Annotated in this window: 5 protein-coding genes; 2 read left to right on the forward strand and 3 right to left on the reverse strand. The window is 44.9% G+C overall.

Annotated elements, in window-relative coordinates; genetic code table 11:
• Nucleotides 1-307: 307 nt before the first annotated feature.
• From recA to Q3C19_RS17735, 3 genes are all read right to left on the reverse strand, one after another.
• Nucleotides 308-1,351, reverse strand: a complete 1,044-nt coding sequence (gene recA / locus Q3C19_RS17725) for a recombinase RecA (RefSeq protein ID WP_022162217.1) — start codon at nt 1,349-1,351, stop codon at nt 308-310.
• Between the two features lie 46 nt (nt 1,352-1,397).
• A complete protein-coding gene (gene bcp, locus Q3C19_RS17730; protein ID WP_022162216.1) occupies nt 1,398-1,850 on the reverse strand; it encodes a thioredoxin-dependent thiol peroxidase in 453 nt (150 codons plus the stop codon).
• A gap of 152 nt (nt 1,851-2,002) precedes the next feature.
• On the reverse strand, nt 2,003-3,196 hold the full coding sequence (locus Q3C19_RS17735) for a saccharopine dehydrogenase family protein (RefSeq protein ID WP_071150040.1): 1,194 nt from the start codon (nt 3,194-3,196) through the stop codon (nt 2,003-2,005).
• 297 nt (nt 3,197-3,493) lie between these two features.
• Here Q3C19_RS17735 and Q3C19_RS17740 point away from each other — a divergent pair, with 297 nt between their 5' ends.
• Both Q3C19_RS17740 and Q3C19_RS17745 read left to right on the forward strand, forming a co-directional pair.
• Nucleotides 3,494-4,285, forward strand: coding sequence for an META domain-containing protein (locus tag Q3C19_RS17740; RefSeq protein ID WP_302731135.1), 792 nt, complete (start codon nt 3,494-3,496; stop codon nt 4,283-4,285).
• A gap of 18 nt (nt 4,286-4,303) precedes the next feature.
• Entirely contained in the window at nt 4,304-4,993 is a 690-nt protein-coding gene (locus Q3C19_RS17745) for a TrkA family potassium uptake protein (protein WP_071150039.1), read from the forward strand.
• Nucleotides 4,994-5,142 lie beyond the last annotated feature (149 nt).

Genomic DNA, 5,142 nt, shown 5'->3' on the forward strand with positions numbered 1-5,142 from the left:
AGTTTATAGAACAAAAAAGCGTCTAGTTAAATCAGGAAAAGACAAAAGATATTCTGTAGCAAAATTTTCCTAACTAGGGAAAAAATATTCCCCAGTTAGGAAAAAATTTTTTCCCAGTTAGAGAAAAATGAAGGGCCTTGCTGGCTTCGGATGACTGCCCTAAAAGCAATAGGGCTGTTACTTTTTGTTTTGCTACGTACCTTTACAGATAAAATCAGGCGGAACTTTACTGAATCGATGATATTCGTAAAGTTCCGCCTGTATTTATTATCTCTATATGATAGCCGAAAGGGCTGAAGAGAAGCTTTTATTTCTCTTTTTTCAGTTCGGCAAAGATAAGTCCTTCCAGTTCTTCTGCCAGTTCAGGATTGTCCATGATGACTTGCTTGGCCGCATCGCGTCCTTGTGCCAGCTTGGTATCGTTGTAGCTGAACCAGGAACCGCTTTTCTTGATGATGCCCAGTTCGGCACCCAAGTCAATGATTTCGCCTGCACGCGACACACCCTCGCCAAACATGATGTCGAACTCTGCTTTGCGGAAAGGAGGAGCCACTTTGTTCTTGACAACCTTCACTTTGGTCTGCTTGCCTAAGATTTCTTCTCCGTTCTTGATGGCTTGTCCGGGGCGGATGTCGATACGTACCGAAGCATAGAATTTCAGTGCGTTACCACCTGTAGTCGTTTCAGGATTGCCAAACATTACTCCGATCTTTTCACGCAATTGGTTGATGAAGATGCAGCAGGTACGTGTCTTGCTGATAGCGGACGTCAGTTTGCGCAGGGCTTGCGACATCAGACGTGCCTGAAGTCCCACTTTGTTGTCTCCCATGTCGCCTTCTATTTCAGCTTTTGGGGTCAGTGCGGCTACAGAGTCAATAACGATGATGTCGATGGCTGATGAATGAATCAGCTGGTCGGCTATTTCCAGCGCCTGTTCTCCATTGTCGGGCTGCGAGATGAGCAGGTTGTCGATATCTACTCCCAATTTGGCCGCATAGAAGCGGTCGAATGCATGTTCGGCATCGATGAATGCAGCGATACCGCCCGCTTTTTGTGCTTCGGCAATGGCATGGATGGCAAGCGTTGTTTTACCGGAAGATTCCGGACCATAGATTTCGATGATACGTCCACGTGGATAACCACCTACCCCCAAAGCGGCATTCAGGCCGATGGAGCCGGTAGGAATCACGTCGATCGGCTCGATTTCTTCGCCTCCCATTCTCATGATTGAGCCTTTTCCGAAGCTTTTTTCTATTTTGTCCATGGCAGCTTGCAATGCTTTCAGCTTTTCGCTGGAAGCCTGTGGAGCTGTACCATTCTCGTCAAAATTAAGTTCGTCTTTTTTTGCCATAAGCTGTTTTTTTTGATAGTTGGATAATTAAGTAGCCTCAAGGTTGTTATTCTCCAAGAATCTGTTTGGCATGTTCCTTGGTTTTTACCTCTTTAGGGCCGATGATGCGTTCTATCACCCCTTCTTCGTTAATCAGGAAGGTAGTGCGAAACGTTCCCATGTATTTACGCCCGTACATGCTTTTTTCTCCCCATACTCCGAATTCTTCTACCAGTTTTTTGTCGGTATCGGTAATCAGCGTAAACGGAAGCGCATTTTTTTCAATAAATTTCTGATGCGATTTGGCGCTGTCTACGCTTACTCCTATCACTTCGTATCCGGCCTGACGCAATTCGCTGTAATTGTCGCGCAGGTTACATGCCTGAGCCGTACAGCCCGAAGTACTGTCTTTAGGGTAGAAGTAGAGTACAATCTTCTTGCCTTTATAGTTGCTGAGACGGATTTCTTCGCCTTTTTCGTTTACACCCAGCAGTTCGGGTGCTTTGTCTCCTACGTTCATGCGGGATAATGATTAATGGTTAATGGTTAATAATATAAGTACGCAGTTCTTTAGTTTTTGAGTTTGTAAGTTTATAGGTTATTACTTTATTTCAACTCAAAAGCCTATAACTAACAAACTTAAAAACTCAAAAAACTCATAAACTTACAAACTCAGAGTTCCAGATCGCCGTCGAACACTTCGTGCCAGGGCAGTCCCTGCTTGTTAAGCTGCTCCATGAACGGATCCGGATCGAATTCCTCTACGTTCCATACTCCCGGCTTTTTCCAGATGCCTTTCAGGAACATCATGGCTCCGATCATGGCCGGAACGCCAGTGGTGTAGCTCACTCCCTGCATACCTGTTTCTTTGTAGGCTGCCTGATGGCTACAATTATTGTATACGTAGTAGGTGCGTTCTTTTCCGTCTTTCAGTCCGCGGATGCGGCATCCGATAGAAGTTTCGCCTTCGTAATTTTCGCCCAGATCCTGCGGGTTAGGCAATACAGCCTTCAGGAATTGGAGCGGAACGATTTTTACGCCGTTGTATTCCACTTCGTCGATACGAGCCATACCGATGTTTTGGATGACGCGCAAGTGTGTCAGGTATTCCTGTCCGAAAGTCATCCAGAAGCGTGCCCGTTTGATGGTGGGGAAATTCTTTACCAGTGATTCCAGCTCTTCGTGATAGAGCAAGTAAGAATCGCGCGGACCGATGTTAGGATAAGTCAGGTCTTTGTGGATTTCCATCGGTTGGGTAGTTATCCACTGGCCGTTTTCATAATAACGTCCGTTCTGTGTGATTTCGCGGATGTTGATTTCGGGATTGAAGTTAGTCGCAAAAGCTTTATGGTGATTACCGGCGTTACAATCGACAATGTCCAGATACTGTATTTCGTCGAAATGATGCTTGGCTGCATAGGCTGTATAGACACCACTGACACCCGGGTCGAAACCACATCCCAGGATAGCGGTCAGACCGGCATCCTCGAAGCGTTTCTTGTAAGCCCATTGCCAGCTATATTCGAAGTGGGCCACGTCCTTCGGTTCGTAGTTGGCAGTATCCAGATAGTTTACTCCGGTTTTCAGGCAGGCTTCCATGATGGTAAGATCCTGATAGGGAAGGGCCACGTTGATAACGATTTCCGGCTTGAAGCTGTTGAACAGTGCCACCAGTTCGTCTACGTTGTCTGCATCCACCTGAGCGGTTTGGATGTTAGGGTTACCGATTGCTTTTACTACTGCATCGCATTTTGATTTGGTGCGGCTGGCAATCATGATTTCGGTGAATACATCAGGATTTTGAGCCACTTTGTGGGCAACAACGGTACCTACACCGCCTGCACCAATAATAAGAACTTTACCCATTTTCTTGTTATATTAATAAGGTTACGAAATAAATTCCATTTAAAGTAATTTTGAGCAAATATACGGGTTAATTCTCACATAAGCATTAAAATCGTGCTAAATACTTGGGAGAATTTAGCCCTGTTCTTGAACATTCTGTTTCTTTTCTGGTTATTTTGTTGTGTTTAATAAGGAATATAGTTTATATTTGCCCATGAATTCATATGGCTGTGATATGCTTTCACTAACGTCTTTCTGTCTTTCAGAAGATTAGGTGATGGATTTATTAACTTAAAACTTAAATAATAACGAATGATGATGAAAAATGTTTTTGTTTCTTTATGTATGGTATTAACGATGGTGATTGCTTCGTCTTGTGTATCGACAAAAAATGCGGCAACTGTAGCCGACATCAGTGGAGAGTGGAATATCATTGAACTGAATGGTGCGGCAGTGGTTCCGGCACCGGGTCAGGCGTTTCCTTTCATCGGTTTCGATGTTGCGCAGGGAACTGTGTATGGCAACAGCGGATGTAACCGTATGACTGGCCGTTTCGATGTGAATGCCAAGCCGGGCACTATCGATTTGGGAGCTTTGGGAAGTACGCGTATGATGTGTCCTGACATGACTGTCGAAAAAAATGTCTTGGCAGCCCTGTCGCAAGTGAAAAAGTATAAGAAGCTGGGCGATGATCAGATAGCCTTGTGCGGTTCGTCCAAACGCCCTATTGCAGTATTGCAGAAACGGCCGGCGACGGTGACGCTGAACGATTTGTCCGGTAAGTGGCTCATCAGTGAAGTAAGCGGAGTAGCTGTTCCCGACAGTCTGGAGAATAAACCTTTCCTTGAATTCAACGTGGCAGAAAAACGTCTGCACGGAAATGCTGGTTGCAATGTTATCAACGGAGGTATTCAGACCGAGGATGCAAATTCTGCAGCAGTGTCTTTCCCGCAAGTTATCAGTACCATGATGGCATGTCCGGATATGAAAATCGAAAGCAGCATTCTTAAGGCATTGAATTCTGTTCGTTCCTTTGGTAAGTTGGCCAACGGCGGCGTAGGTTTCTACAATGCAGAAAATACGCTGGTTTTGGTACTGACGAAGGAGTAATTTCTCCCATTCAGCATTATGAAATATATTGTTATCGGTTTAAACAATTACGGTAGTGTACTTGCTGAAGAACTTTCAGCTTTGGGACACGAAGTGATAGGTGCAGATATTAATGCCAGTAGGGCAGACTGTCTGAAGGATAAGATTGCAGCTACTTTTGTCATCGACGCAACCGACGAGCAGGCTCTTTCCGTTCTTCCGCTCAATACGGTCGATGTTGTGATCGTTTCCGTAGGAAAGAATTTGGGAGTTTCCATCCGTACGGTAGCGTTGCTGAAGCAGAAGAAAGTAAAACGCATCTATGCCCGTGCCATCGATTCGGTTCATCGTGCCATACTCGAAGCTTTCGGATTGGAACGCATTCTTACTCCCGAAGCCGATGCTGCCCGTTCGTTGGTTCGTATGCTTGAGTTTGGAGCCGATATGGAGACTTTCCAGATAGATTCGGAATACTATGTTGTAAAGTTCACCGCACCTTCCCGTCTGGTGGGATATTATGTAAGCGAACTGAAACTGGACTCAGAGTTCCATTTGCAACTTCTGGCTTTGAAGCGTGCCGGGACTCAGAAGAATGCTCTCGACATATCGTTTGTTGAACGTACTGTAGTCGAAGGAGCTTTTGACAAAGAGCAAGTTCAGGAAGGCGATCAGCTGGTTTGCTATGGCCGTTACCACGATTTCCGAAAATTCTGGAAGGCCTTGAAATAATTCTTTCCTTTTAGAACTTTTTTCAAAAAAGCTATGTTACGTTTGCCAAGTGCCACTTGGTAAACGTAACTATCTATATAAGCCAAATCGGCTTAGATGTTAATTCCCGATTCTATAATAATCAATCTTATTTTGGGTGACATGTAACG

The sequence above is a fragment of the Bacteroides sp. ET489 genome (assembly GCF_030518095.1).
Lineage (GTDB): Bacteria > Bacteroidota > Bacteroidia > Bacteroidales > Bacteroidaceae > Bacteroides > Bacteroides ndongoniae.